Here is a 20,306-nt window from a genome sequence, read left to right as displayed (position 1 = left end):
CTTTCCTATCCTATCATTAATTCCTTGCCTGCTTCCATGATCAGTTCGCTATCAATGATATCCTTTTTATAATGCATTCCTAATATCAGGCTCTTACTGATGATCTGATTGAGTATCCTGACGGAGGTATTCATCAGTGTATAAAGTGTATGATAGCTTTCTTTTGTAAACAGGTCTGTTCGGCAACCGACCGATTCCAAACGTGATTCCACATAATTTTTTACTTCTTCTTCATTGAATCCTGTAAACGTATAATTCATATTGATACGTTGTCTAAATGGTTCCAGGACTTTAAGTCGCAGTGTTCTTATAAATTCATTCTGCCCTACGAATATCAGTGTACAGTAATCTTTTGAATCATAATCAAAATTCATAAGCATGATGAATTCTCTAAGCACTTCTTTTCTGAGAAATTGTGCTTCATCTATCGCTATAATGACTTCCATTTTGTTTTCTACTGTCAATCTTCTCAGTTCATCCTGGATAGCTTGAAACATCTTCGACTTTTTTGTCATCTCTTCAAGCCCCAGTGCATCATTAAGCATTCTGTAAAAATCTATGGCTGTAATCGTTGTCATACAGATATAGATTACTACATATCGATTGGGGTTGAGAGATTCCAATGTTTTTCTCAGACATGTGGTCTTTCCCATCCCAGGATTGCTTAAAAATACACCGATTCCTCTTGATTTGATGATAAATTCCAATCGGTTCGTCATCTGTTTAAAATCATTAGATTCATATAATGTTTTAATCATTGTATCTTTAGTAAATGGATTTCTGTCCATTCCGTAATACGTTGTCATTTCCATTAATAAATAATCTCCTCTCTTCTTGTCCTTCCGTTTTCAACCTTATCTGTCCTACTGATTGGAACTTTCTTTTTTCGGATATATCATACAGATAGGTATTTTCAAAAGTTCTTGGATCATATCGAATGATTACCCTCATCCCGATATAAATGGACGGAACATCAAATAAAACATTTTCAATCAATACGGTTGAATCTCCATTTACCTTACGTGTCGTTTCATGCATGAACACATCGTCAAGCCAGGCTCTGTATTCAACGGATGATTTATTGGATAGCTGACATACCTCCACGTCCTTCATATCGTACATGTATCTTTCCAATGGAGTGTGATTGTCGTGAATGTCATCCTTCAGTGAAGAATGAGGGGTACGGTTATATTCGTTAATCCAACTTTTTAATCTCATATTGAGCTCGGTCAATGAATGATAATGGCTTCCATGATCCCCATTCATCCATCTCATCTTGATGGTAGAAAAGAACCTTTCAATAACGGCCTTTCCTTCCGGTGAATAAGGTGGATTGTAGATGATTTTTGTGCCCAGCCTTGCTTCTATCTCCTTGGTGCTTTTATTTTTGTAGCTTGATCCATTGTCAAGGATGATCATCTTACTTCTCCCATATCTTAGTACTGCATCATGCCATACCTTCTGAAAATTAACGGCATTATCATTAAAAAAGAATTCAGCACCAACTATCATTCTTGAATGATTATCGATGATGGCAATCAGATAAGTTTTTCTGTACTCACCGGCTTCATCAAAAATATAAAAGGTATGACAGGTATCCGCTTCATATCCATCACATGAATGAGCAAATTCCCATGTACGTCTTTCTTTTGTGACAGGTTTTGACCCATGACGCAATCCTGAATTTTTAATGTACCTCTGAACAGTATCTACCGATACATCACCTACGTTGAGGAGCCCCTTTTCAATCATTCTTTCATAGATCATGACGCCTGTCACTTTAGGGAATTCCTTGATCATATCGCTAATAAAATCTTTATGGCGATTGTCCAGCTTCCTGACTCTTCCGGCATCCAGACGATCTTTAGGCATCAGTTCATCAAATCCACAATTTCTATAAATATAAAGCCAATTCTTTAAAGTTACAGCAGAAAACTTTCTTCTGGTACCATCGGGCCAATCGACCTCATTCTTGGAAACACGCCTAAAATAGGCTTCAGCGGATATATCCGTAAATGTAGCCGAAACGACAGGTGCAATAAGTGAAAATTTGACCTGTGCAACGAGTTTTCTGTACTCGTAACGATCAGTATTCTGTTTGTTCATAACTTTTTACCTCCCAAAAAAGTATAGAACAGTGAAAATGATAAAGATATTTCCATCTTATTTATTTTTATATTCTAATGATCATCATTTCACGAAGGAGCAAATAATTTGCGGTCATATTGAAATAAAGCATGGGAACTCAAATCGTAGATATCATTCATGACATCCTCATAAAGATAAATCATTGAAACAAAAAAAGACATGCGGTAACTGTTTCTAAGCTGCATATAGTAGCGTAGATAGCACATGTATTTTTTGATCCATCTGTAGATTGTAGAAATAGATATTCCATATTTATTTGAAACATCATTTACAGTCAATGAAGAATAAAATTTATCAAAAAGGACAGATAATATAAAAGGAATAGAATATTGGCAATGAGGCACAATGAAAAGATGAGGAAGGACAGCATGAAAATGTTTGCAGTTTTCACAGTAAAGCACGGGAATCGAAACAGTTTCCTCAACAACGGCATTATCACGGAAAGTAATAAAATAGCGATCATAAGAGATAAAGAATTTAAAATTAGGTGACTTACATATATGATCATCATGGATATGAAACGCAGAGAGTTCCAGATGATTTAATAAAAAGGTTTCGAGAAGCTGAAATTCACTAGCAGAGAGAGAATGGTTAAAATTAATAGGACAAGTTTGAAAAATATGCTTGATTAAAACAGAAAATGATTGTACCATAGTAGCGGGTGGATTCATCAAAGATGAACCCAGGAGAAAAGATGAGATTGAGCCTGCAAAACTGAACCTATCTTTTCTCTTTTTCCTTTCTTAAGATTAAAAAAATCAGTCAAAATAAATAACACATAGAATATTATAAATCAAAAAACAGATAAAGGATATAAGAACTGCGGTTTCTAACGGCAAATCTTATATCCTTTTGATTATATTAATCTGCGGTTTTTCATCTAAATTGATTTTGTAGAGTTTTCGGTTTAACATTAGGTATCCCATGAATGATGATACACTTAATTTTGGTGGTATCATCACTAATATATGGACATGATCTGCCATCAGATGCCCTTCTATGATTTCTACTCCTTTATATCGGCATAATGTCCTTAATATCTCTCCTATGTCATTTCTTAGTTGATTATAAATCACTTTTCGTCTATACTTTGGAGTGAAGACGATGTGATATTTGCACATCCACTTCGTATGTGCCAAAGAATTTGTTTTTTGAGCCATACTTTATCACCTTTCCTTTCCTATAATGATAGCTTGAACACTTTCATTATAATGGAAAGGTGATATTTTGTATAACTTTTTATCGCTCCACCCGCATAGCAGGTGGTTTTTTGTTTCGCATACTTTGTATGCTCAACTGACTAAAGTCAATATATTCATACTAGTATGAATATTTAAATAAAAACCACGCCTAAAAGGCGTGGTTTTCTCTGCGACTATAAGCCTTTGTTACTTGCTCGCGTCTAAAGGCGCTGCTTTCACTTCGTTCAAGCTATCGCTTTTGACTCTCGCTATCCCTCAAAGGGATTATTTCTCTTTCTTAACTGTCTTTTTCTTTTTCTCCTGTTTTTTCTTCTCTTTTTCTATTTCTCTGTCTTCAAATGGATTTTGATATTCTTTCACACTGAGTTTGTCCATCGCTATGTCATGTCGCTCTTGTTCCCTTATATATTTTGCGACCGTTGCATCATTCAATCCCACTGTGCTCACATAATATCCTTCTGCCCAGAAATGTCTGTTTCCATATTTATATTTCAGATTTGCATGTCGATCAAATATCATCAGTGCCGATTTTCCTTTTAGGTATCCCATGAATGATGATACACTTAATTTTGGTGGTATCATCACTAATATATGGACATGATCTGCCATCAGATGCCCTTCTATGATTTCTACTCCTTTATATCGGCATAATGTCCTTAATATCTCTCCTATATCATTTCTTAGTTGATTATAAATCACTTTTCGTCTATACTTTGGAGTGAAGACGATGTGATATTTGCACATCCACTTCGTATGTGCCAAAGAATTTGTTTTTTGAGCCATACTTTATCACCTTTCCTTTCCTATAATGATAGCTTGAACACTTTCATTATAATGGAAAGGTGATATTTTGTATAACTTTTTATCGCTCCACCCGCATAGCAGGTGGTTTTTTGTTTCGCATACTTTGTATGCTCAACTGACTAAAGTCAATATATTCATACTAGTATGAATATTTAAAATGAAAACAAGCCCAATTAACGGGCTTGTTTTCTATTCACCAAAATATCTTTTTAATAATCCAGCAAATGCTTTACCATGTCTAGCTTCATCTCTAGCCATTTCATGAACTGTATCATGGATTGCATCTAAGTTAGCTTCTTTAGCACGTTTTGCTAAATCAACTTTACCAGCAGTTGCTCCATTTTCAGCTTCTACACGCATTTGAAGATTTTTCTTAGTTGAATCAGTTACAACTTCTCCTAATAATTCTGCAAATTTAGCAGCATGTTCTGCTTCTTCCCAAGCAGCTTTTTCATAATATAAACCAACTTCAGGGTATCCTTCACGATGTGCTACACGAGCCATTGCTAAATACATACCAACTTCTGAACATTCACCTTCAAAGTTAGCACGTAAGTCTTTAATAATATCTTCACTTACACCTTGTGCAACACCAACAACATGTTCAGCTGCCCATGTCATTTCTCCACTTTGTTCAATAAATTTATCTGCTCCAACGCCACATACAGGACATTTTTCTGGAGCAGCATCTCCTTCATAAACATAACCACATACTGTGCATACAAATTTTGCCATAATTATTCCTCCTATTCATTATGGATTATTTTATCCATATTTAATGATAATCAATTTTCTATTGTTCGTCAATGTTCTTATCACATTTTTTTATATTTCTAAAAGACCTAACTGTTTTAAATAATTTAATCCCTTAAATACTGCTCCATCTTCATTAGTTGAATTTAAAATAAACTGAGCTGCATCTTTAGCTGATTGTGAAGCATTTTGCGGGGCAAAAGAATATTTGAACAGTTTCAACATATGCTTATCATTTTCACCATCACCAAAGACTGCAACTTCATCATTAGCATATCCTTTTTCCTTCATAATTTTTTCTAACAATTTTCCTTTATTTGTCACATTACTTGTAATTTCAATATTATCTTCAAAAGAAGATGAAATATCTAATCCTTCAATATTTAACTGCTCTTTAACTCCTTGAATTGAGTAAGCATCTAAATGTCTTGCATCAATCTTCAAGACTTGTATTCCTTTGCCAATGATTTCATCAGCATCCTTAGTGTAATGAAAATCTCTTAAATAACCTTCTCTTGTTGTAAAAGTTTTCTTTGGTAAAGGTTCCTTGTTTCCATGTGATGACAATAATAACTGATAATGATAATCCCAAAATTCATCAGCACTCACAAAGGAATATTTCCCTTGATCTGTATGAATAGCTAAAAGATAACCATAAGAAGATAAAATTGTTGCTATTTGACGAAAAGCTTTCGGGTTCATTGGATATATTTCATTGAATGTTTGATTTTTATCGCAATACTGTGTTCCATTATTCAAAATCAAATCACAATCTAATTGATATTGATTTAAAAAATCAATAACCATATTAATATCTCTACCTGTTGCAATGATAAATTCTATTCCTTTATCTATACATTTTTTAAGCATTTGATATGTTCTTTCTTCAATTGAATCATCTTTCTTGATCAAAGTTCCATCTAAATCACAAACAATACATTTTATCATATTGAGTTCCTCCTCATTGTCGTATTATATCAGTTTCATTAATAAAGAGAAACAATTTTTCTATTGAAGAAAATCAAAAAATATTATGAAATATAAGTCATACTAAGAGATTATACTACTCGCTTAACTTTTGATCATTCAAACTATTCTCATTTATTAAATATTAGTGGATTTATATAACTTCTCTTAATCGTATTTCATAATAAAAGGAAGAACTATCATTCTTCCCAAATTTTTATATTTATTATTTATCTTTTTGTTCAATAGTTGAAATTAACCAATTATCACCATCAGGTGTTAAAGTAAATCTTAATTGTGTATCAATCATTTCAGCACCATCAATCTCTTTTTTCATAACATCAAAAAGTTCAGTTGCTAAATCACTATAAACTTTTTGCATCATAGCATCCATACCTTCTGATAAATAGATTTCCTGTAATTCACTCAAATGATCTGTTTGATATTTTGTTATAATTTCTGTTGTATCAGCAGTAATATCAAGATTTTCATAATCTTTCATCTTGACATCAGCAATAACAAGATAATTATCCCCATCTTCTTCGACACTGTTAATTTCATATGATGTTACATAATTTGAGAAAACATGTGAAATAAACTTATCAGCTTCATCTACAAATGTTTGTCCATATGTTTCCACATCCCTATATTCTTCTAAATCACCTAGCATAGATGTCAAATCTTCAACATCGTTATTGTCTTTCGTACAAACAGTTGATAATTTTTCAATATCCCCTGCTTTCAAATAATCAAAAAAGTTTTTGACAACAGTTTCCTGCTTATCAGTTGATGACCCTCCACAAGCGACCATTGTCATAGCCATTAATAAACATACAACTAATTTAAATATCTTCTTCATGATATTTCCCTCCTTATACTTATAATTATATCAAATATAAATTTTTATACTATATTTTTCCTACATTGTTGCCATAATTTTACATATTTCAACATATAATACAATATTCCTTTTATACGAGGTGATCTTTTGCTTATAACACATCAACAATGGAATTTATTTGTTATTATTCAATTTCTTATAGAAATCATTATATTTATAGCAATCTACTACCATTATATATATTTACGTTACCAGCATAAACAATTCATTTATTACACTCTCTTTTATTTTTATGTTATCGGTATCCTATTTGTAACAATTCTTCCTTTAGATTTTCAATATTTTGAATTTGGACACTGGAACCATATTTATAATCATAATTTTCTTTTTCCTTTTCGTGATGTTTTTTATCATTATCGAGGAGCTATCTATAATGTCATCTTAAATATCTTATTATTTATTCCCTTTGGTTTATTATTTCCTTTGATTTATCATTATTCTTTTATCAAAACACATTTTATTGGTTTATCTATGATTATAAGCATTGAAATAATACAATTATTGTTATCATTATTTTGTATTGGTTTTAGGACTTTTGATATTACTGATATTATGATGAATGATTTAGGTCTATGTTTAGGTTATTTGATTTATAAGATTTTAAAAGGCAATGTTTAAAGCCAATGTCATTAAGTTAAAGGATAGTATGCAATCATAACGATTAAGTTAAGGTATCAATTCAATTGAGAGTTGGTACCTTTTAGAATATGTCGAAACTATAAACTTATTTTATCTATTTCATGCGCACTCGAAAAGAACTAAACATTTAGCTCAAAAAAATTTCTTGTTATTCTAAAATAACGTGCTATAATGAATCATGTCAGGACGTTCTATTATTAAACGGTTTGACTGATTTCGGTTTTATAGAACGTTTATATGATCTTTCTGGTCGTTCAGGGACCAGAAATTTTTTTATTCTTGAAACAAGAACATCTTCTTCCAATAGATCCCTGAGATACAATCGTATGTTTGTCACTGCATTGGCAAAATTCGCCTTGTAGCGGTATCTGCAGTTCTGTTTCATCTCAATATTATTGATGATGATTTCAGAAACATTATACATCAGGAATGTTGCATTGATTTCCTGCTGGATCAGCTGTCTTTTTCTTGCGTGGAAATAAATCATTCCAAGTGTATTCTTTACCTTATTGAAGGCTGTTTCCTCATTCCAGCGAAAGTGGTACAGCTCCCTGAAGTCATCAAGCGAAAATTCATCTTCGCTAAGGTTCGTGATGATTGTCACATAGTTGTTTTCAGTGGCTTCGAAACGTACGATGCGAAGTGTCATTTCATAATAATCCTGAGTTGGACCCAAAAATCAAATTTGGATGTAGAAGGAACAAAGACATATTTTTCCTTGTTGGCTTTTATTTCCTTTGTCTGAAGTCTTGTCAATGTGCGTGTGACAGTCATGTCAAAAGAGCCTTCAGGTGTAGATATGTTTGTCATGATGCCACTTTTTGTATTGATATCCTTGACACGAATGGCGAACTTGAGATTGTTTTCAATGAAATGGGCAAACAGATTGTAATTCTCATAGCCACGATCAGCAGTAAATATAGCATTTCTAGGATAATGCCCATTATTGATGATGGAGATGAGGGCGTCGCATTCCTGCTTTTTCGTTGCCGAATCAATACTCCAGTCGAGAAAGACGTGATTCAGGCAGTCATATAGAGCGTTGATATGATACTGACAGCAGGGGCTGCCAAGAGAGTTATAAAGAATTTTGGTATCATCATCCTCAAAAGGGATGTTGATGTCAGAACCATCCTGAGCCAGTATGCGATAGCCATTGATGGTGGCATAATTATCAAAACTTGACAGAAACAGCTGATTGATACGCTTAAAGATGACAGGATCCAGCAAACTTCTTCGCTGACAGAGAGCAGAAGGAGAAGGCATATCCTTAATGTCATAAAAGAAGTGTGACATTTCACAGACAGTGGAATGACTGGAGAAGTTCATAATGCATTCGATTAGTGTTCTGGCAGTAATCTTGCGATTGCGGTAAAATTGGAAACGGGATCAGGGCAGTAGTTTTGGATGCCCTCAAGAGTAAAATCAATGGATTTGTCCAAGTTGTTTTTGATAATACTTGGTGAATAGTAGATGTTAGATTTTGATTGATTCAACATGATAAGTACCTCCTAAAAAACACATCTACTAAAAAGGGCTAAAAATTATAGAACATTATAATTTTTAGCCCCACAAACCTTACAGTTTGTCAATAGAAAAATAAAAAAAGAGCCTCAATATTTTAGAAATATCAATATTGAGGTTCTTTAAGCTTAACTTAATGACATTGTGTTTAAAGCATTGCCTTTTTTGATTATTGGAAAGTTTGAATATGTTGATATAAAGCTCCAATTAAGTTTGCATCATTACGATAATAGCAAGGAACAATTTCTGGTTTATAAACATCAAATCCTAGATGATCAAAAATATCATCGAAATGTTTTTGAATGAGTTCAATCAATAATGGTTGAGCACTGATTCCTCCACCAATAGCTACTTTTTCACAATCAAAAATAATATGCACATTAAAGATTTGAATAGCTACTTCTTTACAAAAAGCACTAATACCAGCAATAACCTTTTCATTTCCTTGATTAGCCATATCAAAGATTTCAATACCTGTATATTTTTCATCTGTTTCTAACTGTTCTTGGACACGTTCTAATAAACCAGTAATTCCATTACGTGTCGACCATGCATAATTCCAACTAATACCATCTAAACAATTTGTTTTAATAAAAGAAAATTCACCAGCACTGAAATGTTTTCCTGTATGCACTTTGTGATCTTTAATCAAACATCCTCCAATACCAGTACCTAAAATAACAACAGCTCCATCTTGAATATCTTGTAAATTACCATATCCAATTTCAGCATTGGCTGCACATTTAGCATCATTTCCAATTGTAATGTTTGTAGGACATCTTTCTTTTAATATATCAACAATATTCATTTTTGTAATATATTTTAAAGCCCCACCTGTAAAAGCATAACCAATTTCTGGATCAATAATTCCTGGCATAGAAATAGCCATTCCTGCAATATTATCTTTGTATTGATCATAGATTTGTCCCACTGTTTCTACAAAATGATCCATTGTATCCATCGGTGTTGGTACACTTGATTTTTCTAAGATAGTTGAATCTTCTTGGATTAAGGCGTATTTAATAGCACTTCCACCCACATCTAATGTTAAGTATATTTTCATATTCTTATCCTCCATTTTCTCTTATAACTATTATAAAATGTTTTTTATAGATAAGCAATGAATCAAGACTATTCAAAACATAAAAACAGAAAGAAAAGTGTATCACATAAATCTTTAAAACAGATTTTAATACCTTTCGACTTATTATTTATAAAAATAAGTCACAATATTTCATGAATATCTTCTAAAAATGTCAATTTTTTATGATTGAATAACTCTAAACAAAGAGAAATACGATGTTTTTCTAATAGTGCTGTAGGATGGTGAGAATCATAGCCAAAACATACTTTATGTTTATTGGTCACATGTTAAAAAAATGTGGATGTGGATAAGCATAAGCTAAATCATCTTCATAATTGATTTTACCATAGCTAATTCCATTTAAATTGATTTCTAAGACCGCTTGATATTTTTGAGCAGCATTCATGATGATTTGTGATGCTTCATCACAAGCTGGTGTCCATTTTCTTCTGCCCAAAATAAAGAAATTGGGATGTATAATATAACGTGTTAAACCAAGTTCTAATGCTCTTTCTAAATGTTAGGCATAAACGATTAAATATTCATCATTATTAAAATAATCATAATTATAACCATGAACATAACGAAAGTGTTGTCCAATAATCATATAATTACAACATTCTTTCATCTTTAGTAAATAATCTTTTTGATCTTCATAATATTCTATTTCAAAACCAACAAGGACTTCAATTTGATCTTTGTATTTTTCTTTCAATGATACATTGTCTTTAAATATTCTTGTACATCACTATTAGACATACGTTCTTCTGGTATTTCTACATGAGGATAAGCTATATGTTCACTAAATCCTATTGTTTTCATATCAGCTTCTATGGCTGCTAAAATGTATTGTTTATCTTTTCCCACTGCATGATGACATCTTGTTGTATGTGTATGTATATTATAATCTTCTCTCATTTTATTCAAAATCACTTATATCTGTTTCTACAAAATCATCTTGAGTCAACAACATCATCGATGTAAAACCACATGCTTTGATTAATTTTATTGATTTTTCATAATAACAATCTAACATCTCTTTTTGATGACAATCACTGTTTAAACAGATTTTTCCTCCATGTTTATAAATATAGCTTAATAAAAGATGATGTGGATAAGGTGTTTGTCTTTGTCCTCTAGCAATAGCTCCTGTATTCACTTCAAAGATTTTTCCTTTTTCAATACATAAATCAATACATTCATAGGCTAGTTTTAAATAATCTTCTTGATCAAAAGCAATAAACTCTTCATTTTCATTAAACTTCGTTAATAAATCAACATGTCCAACAATATCTACTTCATCATAATCAGCTATCTTTTTCACTTCCTGATAATAACTTTTTGCATAACTTAAAAAATCTCCATAGTATTCAACAATCTGTTGCGTGATTGCTTGACTTTCATCAACTGCCATATATTGTTCACCAACTTTTACAAAATGTACACTTCCTATAATATAATCATAAGGTTGATGTTTTATAAATCTTTGTCCTAAAACATCTTCTTCAACACCTAAAAAGATTTGTATTTGATCTTTATATTTTTCTTTCATTGTCAAAACATCTTGTATATATTTTTGAGTATTCTCTTCATCCATTGAATAATTATCAATATTTCGACAATTCCCATGTCCAGAAAAACCTAAAACTTGAAATCCTTTTTGAATAGCTTCTAAAGTCATTTCTTCAATTGTATTTTTTCCATCACAATAGATAGAATGTGTATGTAAATTCTGTTTTATCATTTTTATCATCCCCTTTTTCATTATATCTTTTTCTTTTTATTTTTTCTATCCAAAAAGACTGTCTGCTCAACAGTCTTTTTAATCCCTAATTTCTAATATATTATGTGGTTCAATACCAACATAGACTTTTTGTCCTTCATCAAACAACGTAAAACTTCTAAATAAAGCTTCTGATTTTAAAACAACATCCTGACAACTTAATGTATATCGTAATACGTTTCCTCTTGATATATAATGATTCACAACAGCTTCAAAAACATACATTTGACTATCTTGAATAGGTTCACTTTGTAATAATATTGTTTCTGGTCTAATCGCATAATAATGATTATCAAAACGATGTTGAGGTAAAAGTGTTTGTAATTGTTGATTATCTAAGATATTATAATGACCTATAAATTCAGCAGCAAATTTTGATACAGGGTGTGTGTATAATTGTACTGGATTTCCACTTTGTTCAATAATACCATTTTTCATTAAATGAATTTTATCTGACATAATCATCGCTTCATCTTGATCATGGGTAACGAAGATTGTTGTAATTTTTAATTCTTTTTGAACACGTTTGATTTTTTCTTGGAGTTCACGTCTAAGTTTTGCATCAATAGCACTTAATGGTTCATCTAATAATAAGACTTTTGGTTCCATAACAATGGCTCTAGCTATCGCAACACGCTGTTGTTGTCCACCAGACAACTCACTTGGATAACTTTTTCTTTGCCTACTAAATCAACCATTTTAATAGCACGTTGTACTTTTTGAGCAATCTGATTTTTATCCATTTTCGCTATCTTTAATCCAAAAGCAATATTATCTTCAACATTCATATTTTGAAATAATGAATATTGTTGAAAGACCATACCAATTCCACGTTTTTGAACAGGAACATCTGTAATATCTTGACCATCTAAGATAATTCTTCCTGAATCAATTTGTTCTAATCCAGCAAGTGAACGTAATAATGTTGATTTTCCACAACCACTTGGTCCTAATAATGTGACAAGTTCTCCTTCTTCAATATCTAAATGTATATTTTTTAAGATTTGATTTTTTCCATCATAGCTTTTACATATATCTTTAAATTCTATATAAGCCATTAATCTTTCCTCCTCTTTGCGATTGCTTTGTTTTGAATCATTAATGTAAATGTTGAAATAACGAATGTTGTGATAAATAATATAACGATTATTGCACTTGATAATTGTCCTGATTTTGACATTGTTTGATATAAGTAAATTCCTGCTGTTCTAAAGGCACTTCCTGCAATCATATTAACAACAACGAAGTCGGCAAATAACATTGTGAATGCTAACATCATGGTTGAGATAATCCCATTTTTCATTTGTGGAATAATTATAGTAAAGAAAGCATGAAGTTGTGAACATCCCAAAACTTGAGCTGCTTCTACTACACATTTGACATTTAATGCACTAATAGTGTTTTTTAAACCACGAAATGTATATGGCAAGATGATAATACAATAAGCTCCTACAAGCAGGAAAAGACGATTGGATAAAAATCCTGGCTTTCCTGAATAGAGTGAAATAATTCCAACTGCTAGAATAACACCTTGTATAGCATAAGGAATATTACAAAGGATTTCGATGTATTTTTCAAGTTTTGGCATATACAGTGTCATGACATATAACACAAGTAATATGGAAAAACTGCAAATACAAACTGGTACAAAAGAGATAATTAATGATCTTAATAATGAATTGATAAATGATCCATCGGTAAAGATACGTGTATAAAAACTTAATGTAAAACCAGTTGGTAATATATCCGTCCATGCTGTAAAGATGGAATATAGGAAGGTTAATGCAAGTGGGACAACTAAAAATGCTGCAATAATAAAGAGAATTAAACCATCCCATAAATGTGTTTTTAGTTTCATTGGGCCCCTCCCGATTTTTTCTGTAATTTATTTGTAATTAAAATAGAAATAACCATCAATGCCATCATAACTAATGAAAGGGCACAACCAAATTCTTGATTTTGGACAACTTCTCCCACAAATTGTTGTGAGATACGTATTGGCAAGATAGAAATATTGTTGCTTAACAAGGCATATGCTGTTCCATAAGCAGCTAATGCATTAGCAAACAATACTGAGAATGTTCCTAATATGCTCGGTAACAATGATGGAATAGCGACCTTAAACCAATAATGAAAACTATTCCCACCTAGTAATCCAACCGCTTCTTTCCATTCTTTTCTTAATCCTGCAAAGATTGGTAACATCAGTAATGTTCCTAATGGTATCTGGAAATAAACATAAGTTAAGAGTAAACCATTAATTGTATAGAGGTCATAGCTTGCTAAAAAGTCTATGCCATAGTTCCTTCCAATTAATGTTAAGATTCCAACATTACCTAATAGAATCATAAAGGCAAAGGCAAGTGGTACCCCAGCAAAGTTACTTGTAATGTTTAATACTGATGTAAATGCACTACGTATTTTGGAACTAGCATTATAAGCTGCTTTTGCCCCAATGAAGGCAATTAAAATACCAGCAACTGCTGAAAAAAGTGAAATCCATAAACTGTTATAGATGGATTGTTGATATAAACGTGTTGTAAAAATACGAGTAAAATGTTCTAAAGTGAAACCACCACCACCTTGTTTTGAAAAACTTTCAATTACAATATTTATAAGAGGTAAGATTTCAAATAATATAACAATCGTGAAAAATGGTATTAATGCTAGTAGATAGAATTTATAATTTTTCTTTGCTTTCATTATTGAATGTCACCTCCAAAGATTTCATTTTTTGTGTTGGTTGAATCCCTAATAAATAACATAGCAAGGGGCAAATTCCAATGTTGTCAGTTGTTTTGAATGATAACCTCCAACAACACATGAATCAACAATATATAAAGCAGTTTGTCGTTGTTCTAAACTTTCACCACCATGATAACCATTTTCACTCATACCATGATCTGCCCCTACGACAACACTATACCCTGCTTCAATCCATTGTGGGATATATGTTGATAATAACTTATCATTTTGAATAACTGCATGTGCATATTCTTTTGATCCAGCACCATATTTATGTCCCGCATCATCTATATTCATTGGGTGAATAAATACAAAATCATAATCTTCTTTATTCATCAAACAAGATGATAAATCATAGAGATGATTATCAGGATATGTATCTTCATAATAGAAAAATCCTTGATTGATATTTGAAGCCATATCATGATGATAAATATCTCTTTCTTTACAAAAAGGTGCCGATAAATATAATTCACTTATCCAATAGTAAGCAAGAGCTAAACTTTTTTATTGTTTTGTTTTAATAAATGGAAAAGATGTTCCTGATTTGATAAGCGACAAACGCCATTATTACTAATACCATGTTCATAGACTGGTACACCCGTAAAAATTGTTTCATACATTGGACGTGAAGCACTAGGTAATTCACCTAGTACTTCATATTTTGCTGCTTTTTTATATTCACATAAATGTTCTAAATAACCTAAATGTTCTTTGGCATAATGACTTTGTAAACCGTCCAATAAAACGAAGATTACTTTTTTATTGTGCATAAGCGACAACTTCTTCCTGCCAAGTTGTTGATAACTCAGAAACTGTTTGATCCCAAGCTTCTTGATCTTCAACAAATCGTGCATTCGTATATTGTTCATCTGGTAAAAGCATCGCTTTAACATCTTCTGGTAACTCTACATCATCTCGTACTGGACGTGCATATCCCTTGGCTAAATTGATTTGTCCTTCATCAGATAAGATGTATTCTCTTGCAAGTGCTGCAGCATATGGTCTTTTTGTATAGGCATTAATAATTGTACAATAACCACTTTGAATTGCGCCATCTGTTGGGACAGATACTTCAAAATGGGCATTTGCATTATTTTGTTGAATTTGTGAACGATACCCTAGTGAGTTATAATCCCATAATACAGCAACTTCGATTTCACCTTTTTCTAAACGAGCTACACTTGTATCACCCATGTCTAAACGATCGTCTTCAGCTAATTTTTTAAAGAAATCCAATCCTGGTTGGATGTTACTTTCATTACCACCAAAAGCAATAGATGCACTTAATAAAGCACTTTGTGCTTGAGTCGCAACAGAAACATCTCCCACTGTTAATGTATAATCACCATCTAAAACATCTTGCCAACTTGTTGGTGCTTTGTCTACAAGATCTGTATTTGTGATAAATGTAATTGTTCCATAATAACCTATAATCCAATCTCCATTATCATCTTTTGCCCAATCAGGAATGGAATCCCAATAAGATGTTTTATAAGGTAATGTGACACCTTGCTTTTCAGCAACTGGGCCAAATGATTGACCGACATCCCCAATATCTTTTGTAGCATCATTTGCTTCATTTGCAAAAATCGTAATTTCTTCAGCACTTGACATGTCAGTATCTGTATGTTTAATTCCATATTTTTCATTGATTTCATCCCATGTTTCAACCCAGTTTGCCCAAGTATCAGGCATCCCCACTGAATTAATTTCACCATCTTCTTTGGCTTTTTCTGTAATTTCCTCAATTGTCATTGCATTTAAATCAACTTTTGTTTGAGCACTTTCTTCTGAACATCCTGTTAAAAATGTTGCAGCTACAAGAGCACTCATCCCCAATTTAAAAAACTTATTTTTCATTTTTTATACTTCCTCCTTAGCGAGTAAAGTATAGCATTTATAAATTTATATAAAAAAGCATGAATATGTTAAGAATTGTAAAAAGAAAAGCACTTAAATAAGTGCTTTGTAAATATTTTGATAAAATATTTTAAATTTATCTTAATTTTATTGTATTTAAAAAATATTGAATTTCCTTGGAAATATAGAAAATCATATTAAATTACAAAGATTTTCTACAGCATATAAATAATGTAACCTTTCATCATTGTAATAGCGAACATTAAACTCATCCACTTTTTTCATACCTATTCTTTTAGCAACAGCTATAGAACTAACATTATCTGACTTAATAATAGCAAAGACTTTTTTAGCTTTGAGTTGAGAAAAAGCATAATTTTTACATGCTTGTGCAACTTCACTTGCGTATCCTTGATGCCAAAACTCTTCTTTAAACAAATAGCCAATCTCAAGTATTTCATCATCATGGTAAGGTTGCATAGAAAGTCCAGCCTGCCCAATCATTTCATTAGTAGATTTTAAAATAACTGCCCATAAACCAAAATGATATTTTTTATAACGACTGAATTGACGATTGAGCCATATTTGAACATCTTCGTTTGTAAAGTCATGTTCATAGGCATACATAACATTAGGATTCTGTAAAATTTGAACTAAATCAAAATAATCATCTTGTGTTAATTCTCTTAAATATAAACGATTTGTTTCAAAAATCACTTTTTAGCCCTCCTCTTCATAAAAGATAAACATTATTTTACTACAAAAGGGATAAAAAGAGAATAAAAAAAGGGAAGGAAACAGAAGAACTGAACCTTCCCGAATGGACTGGCAGCGTGCTATTGTCGCAGTTGCCCACTATCTTCGCCGCTATGATGCTTAACTTCTGTGTTCGGCATGGTTACAGGTGTGTCCATCATGCCTTCGCCACCAGATCCCCCTAGAGCACGAACGCTCAAAACTGAACAGCTTTTCCTTTCACACTTCCCTGGCTAAGCTCTCGGTCTATTAGTATCATTCAGCTCAGCATGTCGCCATGCTTGCACCCATGACCTATCTACCTCCTCGTCTTGGAGGGACCTTCCTTCTTACGAATGGGAAGTCTCATCTTGGAGGGGCTTCACGCTTAGATGCCTTCAGCGTTTATCCCTTCCGGACTTGGCTACCCAGCTGTGCCACTGGCGTGACAACTGGTGCACCATCGGTCCGTCCACCCCGGTCCTCTCGTACTGAGGGCAGCTCTCCTCAAACTTCCTGCGCCCACGACAGATAGGGACCGAACTGTCTCACGACGTTCTGAACCCAGCTCGCGTACCGCTTTAATGGGCGAACAGCCCAACCCTTGGAACCGACTTCAGCTCCAGGATGCGATGAGCCGACATCGAGGTGCCAAACCTCCCCGTCGATGTGAACTCTTGGGGGAGATCAGCCTGTTATCCCCAGGGTAGCTTTTATCCGTTGAGCGACGGCCCTTCCATTCGGTGCCGCCGGATCACTAAGCCCGACTTTCGTCCCTGCTCGACTCGTCTGTCTCGCAGTCAAACACCCTTTTGCCTTTGCACTCTGCGCATGGTTTCCATCCATGCTGAGGGTATCTTTGGGCGCCTCCGTTACTCTTTGGGAGGCGACCGCCCCAGTCAAACTGCCCACCTGACACTGTCCCGTCCTCAGCTCCATGAGGCCCGGTTAGAACTCCAATGCATCAAGGGTAGTATCCCAACGTCGGCTCCTCGAATACTGGCGTATCCGTCTCTTAGCCTCCTACCTATCCTGTACATCATGCATCAGAGTCCAATATCAGGCTACAGTAAAGCTCCATGGGGTCTTTCCGTCTAGTCGCGGGTAACCTGCATCTTCACAGGTACTAAGACTTCACCGAGTCTACAGCCGAGACAGCGCCCAAATCGTTACGCCTTTCGTGCGGGTCAGAACTTACCTGACAAGGAATTTCGCTACCTTAGGACCGTTATAGTTACGGCCGCCGTTTACTGGGGCTTCGGTTCATGGCTTCGCTTGCGCTGACCACTCCCCTTAACCTTCCAGCACCGGGCAGGCGTCACCCCCTATACTTCGACTTGCGTCTTCGCAGAGAGCTGTGTTTTTGGTAAACAGTCGCTTGGGCCGTTTTACTGCGGCTCAGCTTTCACTGAGCACTCCTTCTCCCTAGGTTACGGAGTCATTTTGCAGAGTTCCTTGGCTATAGTTCTCTCGCTCACCTTAGGATTCTCTCCTTACCCATGTGTGTCCATTTTCGGTACGGGCAGAGTGCAGTTATGCTAGAAGCTTTTCTTGGAAGCCGGCTTTGGCATCTTCTGTACTTATCGCAATGTTCCATCCGCATCACGCCTTCGGGTTATGCCATCCGGATTTGCCTGGATGGCCCCTACCTCGCTTGCCCCAGCTTTTCCAGCAGCTGGTCAGCCTAGCCGTCTCCGTCACTCCCTCGCCTGCACTCCGGTACGGGACTCTCCACCCGTTGTCCATCGACTACGCCTTTCGGCCTCGCCTTAGGTCCCGACTTACCCAGAGCGGACGAACCTTCCTCTGGAAACCTTGGGTCTCCGGTGCGTGGGATTCTCACCCACGTGCCGCTACTCACACCGGCATTCTCTCTTCCACACGCTCCACGGCTCCTTCCGATGCCGCTTCATCGCTGTCTGGAACGCTCCCCTACCACTTACTTCCGTAAATCCATAGCTTCGGTATCATGCTTAGCCCCGGTAAATTTTCGGCGCAGAGTCATTCGACCAGTGAGCTGTTACGCACTCTTTCAAGGATGGCTGCTTCTGAGCCAACCTCCTGGTTGTCTGTACATCTCCACATCCTTTTCCACTTAGCATGCATTTGGGGACCTTAGCTGATGGTCTGGGCTGTTTCCCTCTTGACCATGGACCTTATCACCCATGGTCTGACTGCCGCGCATGTCCTCATGACATTCGGAGTTTGATTATGCTCAGTACCTCGAGATGAGGCCATCACATATTCAGTGCTCTACCTTCATGCGACTTCCTCGCGACGCTAGCCCTAAAGCTATTTCGGGGAGAACCAGCTATCTCCGGGTTCGTTTGGAATTTCACCCCTAGCCACAATTCATCCGCCAACGTTTCAACGGGGGTCGGTTCGGTCCTCCATCGGGTCTTACCCCGACTTCAACCTGATCATGGCTAGATCACCCGGTTTCGGGTCTATGACATGCAACTGTCGCCCTCTTCAGACTCGCTTTCGCTTCGGCTCCGCATCTCCTGCTTAACCTCGCTCCATATCATAACTCGCCGGCTCATTCTACAAAAGGCACGCCATCACCCCTTAACGGGCTCTGACTTCTTGTAAGCATATGGTTTCAGGTTCTCTTTCACTCCCCTCCCGGGGTTCTTTTCACCTTTCCCTCACGGTACTGGTCCACTATCGCTCACCAGGGAGTATTTAGCCTTTCGAGATGGTCCTCGATCCTTCCGTCAGGATTCCTCGTGTCCCGACGTACTCAGGGCCTGCCTCGCCTCGCTCCACGACTTCGGATACGGGAGTTTCACCCTCTTCGCTGCGCCTTCCCCTGCGCTTCTCCTGTCATGTCACATTGGCTTTATCGGCACCCCTATAACCCCATCATCTGATGGTTTGGGCTCCTCCGCTTTCGCTCGCCACTACTCACGGAATCGTTCTTACTTTCCTTTCCTGCAGGTACTGAGATGTTTCAGTTCCCTGCGTATCGCCTCGACTTCTGTCGATGTCATCCCCTTGGATGACGGGTTCCCCCATTCGGATATCGACGGGTCTTAGCATGCTTACTGCTCGCCGTCGCGTTTCGCCGTTTGCTGCGTCCTTCTTCGCCTCCTGGTGGCCAGGCATCCGCCATACGCTCTTCTTCGCTTAACCTAAAGTGTTCAAGTTCTCTTTCGT

Annotated in this window: 24 protein-coding genes, 2 rRNA genes and 1 pseudogene; 1 reads left to right on the top strand and 26 read right to left on the bottom strand. The window is 35.3% G+C overall.

From position 1 onward, the window contains the following. Positions 1-5 precede the first annotated feature (5 nt). From NMU03_RS07250 to NMU03_RS07215, 8 genes and pseudogenes are all read right to left on the bottom strand, one after another. A complete protein-coding gene (locus tag NMU03_RS07250; protein WP_272595460.1) occupies positions 6-812 on the bottom strand; it encodes an ExeA family protein in 807 nt (268 codons plus the stop codon). After that, on the bottom strand, positions 766-2,106 hold the full coding sequence (locus NMU03_RS07245) for a TnsB C-terminal domain-containing protein (protein WP_290137768.1): 1,341 nt from the start codon (positions 2,104-2,106) through the stop codon (positions 766-768). Before NMU03_RS07245 ends, NMU03_RS07250 begins: the two co-directional genes overlap by 47 nt. 89 nt (positions 2,107-2,195) lie before the next feature. Beyond that, entirely contained in the window at positions 2,196-2,819 is a 624-nt protein-coding gene (locus tag NMU03_RS07240) for a DUF6431 domain-containing protein (RefSeq protein WP_272595462.1), read from the bottom strand. Between the two features lie 243 nt (positions 2,820-3,062). Next, a pseudogene (gene tnpA / locus NMU03_RS07235) lies at positions 3,063-3,308 on the bottom strand (IS200/IS605 family transposase); the annotation flags it as partial. Positions 3,309-3,614: 306 nt separating this feature from the next. Then, entirely contained in the window at positions 3,615-4,133 is a 519-nt protein-coding gene (gene tnpA, locus NMU03_RS07230; RefSeq protein ID WP_290141321.1) for an IS200/IS605 family transposase, read from the bottom strand. A gap of 210 nt (positions 4,134-4,343) precedes the next feature. Next, positions 4,344-4,889: a rubredoxin-like domain-containing protein gene (locus tag NMU03_RS07225; protein ID WP_290141961.1), complete on the bottom strand. Its 546-nt coding sequence runs from the start codon at positions 4,887-4,889 to the stop codon at positions 4,344-4,346. A gap of 90 nt (positions 4,890-4,979) precedes the next feature. Continuing rightward, complete coding sequence (locus tag NMU03_RS07220; protein ID WP_290141960.1) at positions 4,980-5,855, bottom strand: Cof-type HAD-IIB family hydrolase; 876 nt, start codon at positions 5,853-5,855, stop codon at positions 4,980-4,982. A gap of 244 nt (positions 5,856-6,099) precedes the next feature. Then, positions 6,100-6,732: a hypothetical protein gene (locus NMU03_RS07215; protein ID WP_290141959.1), complete on the bottom strand. Its 633-nt coding sequence runs from the start codon at positions 6,730-6,732 to the stop codon at positions 6,100-6,102. A gap of 129 nt (positions 6,733-6,861) precedes the next feature. Here NMU03_RS07215 and NMU03_RS07210 point away from each other — a divergent pair, with 129 nt between their 5' ends. Continuing rightward, positions 6,862-7,392: a VanZ family protein gene (locus NMU03_RS07210; protein WP_290141958.1), complete on the top strand. Its 531-nt coding sequence runs from the start codon at positions 6,862-6,864 to the stop codon at positions 7,390-7,392. A 202-nt stretch (positions 7,393-7,594) separates the two neighbouring features. Here the strand turns inward: NMU03_RS07210 and NMU03_RS07205 are convergent, their stop codons facing one another. The 18 genes from NMU03_RS07205 to NMU03_RS07120 form a co-directional block, all read right to left on the bottom strand. Further along, entirely contained in the window at positions 7,595-8,062 is a 468-nt protein-coding gene (locus NMU03_RS07205) for a transposase (RefSeq protein ID WP_290138938.1), read from the bottom strand. Beyond that, entirely contained in the window at positions 8,059-8,643 is a 585-nt protein-coding gene (locus tag NMU03_RS07200) for a transposase (protein WP_290138940.1), read from the bottom strand. Before NMU03_RS07200 ends, NMU03_RS07205 begins: the two co-directional genes overlap by 4 nt. Before the next feature lie 110 nt (positions 8,644-8,753). After that, on the bottom strand, positions 8,754-8,912 hold the full coding sequence (locus tag NMU03_RS07195; RefSeq protein ID WP_290138942.1) for a hypothetical protein: 159 nt from the start codon (positions 8,910-8,912) through the stop codon (positions 8,754-8,756). Between the two features lie 194 nt (positions 8,913-9,106). Further along, the gene (locus NMU03_RS07190; protein WP_290141957.1) at positions 9,107-10,000 is read right to left on the bottom strand and encodes an ROK family protein; all 894 of its coding nucleotides are present in this window, start codon (positions 9,998-10,000) and stop codon (positions 9,107-9,109) included. Between the two features lie 301 nt (positions 10,001-10,301). Beyond that, complete coding sequence (locus tag NMU03_RS07185) at positions 10,302-10,478, bottom strand: PHP domain-containing protein (RefSeq protein WP_290141956.1); 177 nt, start codon at positions 10,476-10,478, stop codon at positions 10,302-10,304. A gap of 63 nt (positions 10,479-10,541) precedes the next feature. Further along, entirely contained in the window at positions 10,542-10,736 is a 195-nt protein-coding gene (locus NMU03_RS07180) for a PHP domain-containing protein (RefSeq protein WP_290141955.1), read from the bottom strand. Beyond that, positions 10,733-10,939: a PHP domain-containing protein gene (locus NMU03_RS07175; protein WP_290141953.1), complete on the bottom strand. Its 207-nt coding sequence runs from the start codon at positions 10,937-10,939 to the stop codon at positions 10,733-10,735. Before NMU03_RS07175 ends, NMU03_RS07180 begins: the two co-directional genes overlap by 4 nt. 1 nt (position 10,940) lies before the next feature. Then, positions 10,941-11,765: a histidinol-phosphatase HisJ family protein gene (locus NMU03_RS07170; protein WP_290141951.1), complete on the bottom strand. Its 825-nt coding sequence runs from the start codon at positions 11,763-11,765 to the stop codon at positions 10,941-10,943. A 78-nt stretch (positions 11,766-11,843) separates the two neighbouring features. Beyond that, positions 11,844-12,461, bottom strand: coding sequence for an ABC transporter ATP-binding protein (locus NMU03_RS18020; protein WP_435372938.1), 618 nt, complete (start codon positions 12,459-12,461; stop codon positions 11,844-11,846). Next, positions 12,428-12,862, bottom strand: a complete 435-nt coding sequence (locus NMU03_RS07160; protein WP_435372937.1) for an ABC transporter ATP-binding protein — start codon at positions 12,860-12,862, stop codon at positions 12,428-12,430. The genes NMU03_RS18020 and NMU03_RS07160 overlap by 34 nt, the downstream gene beginning before the upstream one ends. Further along, a complete protein-coding gene (locus NMU03_RS07155; RefSeq protein ID WP_290141950.1) occupies positions 12,862-13,662 on the bottom strand; it encodes an ABC transporter permease in 801 nt (266 codons plus the stop codon). Before NMU03_RS07155 ends, NMU03_RS07160 begins: the two co-directional genes overlap by 1 nt. Beyond that, positions 13,659-14,507 (bottom strand): ABC transporter permease, encoded by an 849-nt coding sequence (locus NMU03_RS07150; RefSeq protein ID WP_290141949.1) that lies wholly within the window; start codon positions 14,505-14,507, stop codon positions 13,659-13,661. The genes NMU03_RS07155 and NMU03_RS07150 overlap by 4 nt, the downstream gene beginning before the upstream one ends. Positions 14,508-14,555: 48 nt before the next feature. Next, positions 14,556-14,969 (bottom strand): alkaline phosphatase family protein, encoded by a 414-nt coding sequence (locus tag NMU03_RS07145; protein ID WP_290141948.1) that lies wholly within the window; start codon positions 14,967-14,969, stop codon positions 14,556-14,558. Positions 14,970-15,046: 77 nt separating this feature from the next. Then, complete coding sequence (locus NMU03_RS07140; protein ID WP_290141946.1) at positions 15,047-15,322, bottom strand: alkaline phosphatase family protein; 276 nt, start codon at positions 15,320-15,322, stop codon at positions 15,047-15,049. Further along, entirely contained in the window at positions 15,312-16,412 is a 1,101-nt protein-coding gene (locus NMU03_RS07135; protein ID WP_290141945.1) for an ABC transporter substrate-binding protein, read from the bottom strand. Before NMU03_RS07135 ends, NMU03_RS07140 begins: the two co-directional genes overlap by 11 nt. 192 nt (positions 16,413-16,604) lie before the next feature. Continuing rightward, on the bottom strand, positions 16,605-17,129 hold the full coding sequence (locus tag NMU03_RS07130; protein WP_290141944.1) for a GNAT family N-acetyltransferase: 525 nt from the start codon (positions 17,127-17,129) through the stop codon (positions 16,605-16,607). A 106-nt stretch (positions 17,130-17,235) separates the two neighbouring features. Beyond that, a 5S ribosomal RNA gene (gene rrf / locus NMU03_RS07125) occupies positions 17,236-17,344 on the bottom strand. Positions 17,345-17,397: 53 nt separating this feature from the next. Next, positions 17,398-20,282, bottom strand: a 23S ribosomal RNA gene (locus NMU03_RS07120). Between the last annotated feature and the right edge of the window lie 24 nt (positions 20,283-20,306).

It is taken from the genome of Allocoprobacillus halotolerans (assembly GCF_024399475.1).
Classification (GTDB): Bacteria; Bacillota_I; Bacilli_A; order Erysipelotrichales; family Coprobacillaceae; genus Allocoprobacillus; species Allocoprobacillus halotolerans.
This window is presented reverse-complemented; position numbering and strand designations above follow the sequence as displayed.